This is a genomic window from Actinomycetota bacterium (assembly GCA_005774595.1).
In the GTDB taxonomy this organism is placed as follows: domain Bacteria; phylum Actinomycetota; class Coriobacteriia; order Anaerosomatales; family D1FN1-002; genus D1FN1-002.
Window position 1 is genome coordinate 1 of the sequence record VAUM01000506.1, and the last position, 1,064, is coordinate 1,064.

Annotated in this window: 1 protein-coding gene; it reads right to left on the reverse strand. The window is 70.9% G+C overall.

Going from position 1 to position 1,064, the window contains the following annotated elements; genetic code table 11:
- A partial coding sequence (locus tag FDZ70_11300) for a cell wall-binding repeat-containing protein (GenBank protein TLM65025.1) occupies nt 1–886 on the reverse strand: 886 nt, incomplete at its 3' end.
- Between the last annotated feature and the right edge of the window lie 178 nt (nt 887–1,064).

Sequence of the window (1,064 nt, forward strand, 5' to 3'; positions counted from 1 at the left end):
CGAGCGCGTCAGGGTAGCTCAGGCCGTTGACGATGAGCGCTTCGGTGCTCGGGACACGGCCCTCGGACGTCTCGTGCGCCCGCATCTGCGCGGAGACCGCCGCCGCCGTGGCGTAGCGCGTCGGCCCGGCGACCCGGGTGATGGTCCGGCCGCCGTGGTCCAGCGCGGCGAGCACGGCGTCGGAGACCGCCGCCGGACCGCCGATGATGAAGACCTGGGTCGCGCCCAGCCGGGTGACCTCGGCGTCGACGCCAGCCGACAGCACGGCCGGGTCGGTCAGCAGAACGGGACAGCCGTAGGAGCCCGCGAGGCCCGACGCGGCGAGACCGTCGGGGAAGTCACGCCCGGACGCGATGACGACGGCGCCGGCACTTCCGCTCGTCCACCCGCTCTGCGAGACGCTGATGGCGGTCCCGTAGCGGGACGGACCGGCGATCCGCGAGATCGTCGACGTCGGGGGCGGATCGCTGATGGCGTAGTCCAGCACGTACCCGCCGAACGCGGGTGCCGGGGCGAGCACGGACAGCGCCATCATCGTGTCGTACGGCATGTCGAAGTTCAGGTGCGACGTGCCGGTCCCATTCACGATGCCGACGTCGCTGAAGGGGGGCACCGTGTCGGTGGCGAGGGTGTCGAACGCCGCGAGCCACGCTTCTCCGGAGTACCCCGGCTTGGTGCGCAGGGTGATATCCACGTTCTGGCCCGCGTGGACGAGCACCTTCCAGTCGTGCTCGTCGTCGGGGGCGAGCACCCCCGCGACGCGCGCGCCCGGCGGCAGGTCGCTGTTGAGCGTCGCCGCCACCGCCACGTACAGCGCCGTGAACACGAGCGCTGCCGCGAGGGCGACGATGAGCCCGAGCCGAGTTGTGATCATCTTCTTTCGCATCGGTTCCTCCTGGTCCTTCGGATGGGTCATGCGGCCTTCTCGGCCGGTAGTTCCTTCAAGTGCGTCGAACGTCGGGCGCCGTGCGAGGTGGGCTGGACCGATGACCTTCGCAGCGCCCCGCGAGTCCGTCGTCACTGTCGTTCAGAGGCCACCCCCTGATCGTCGCGCGGTCTGACAC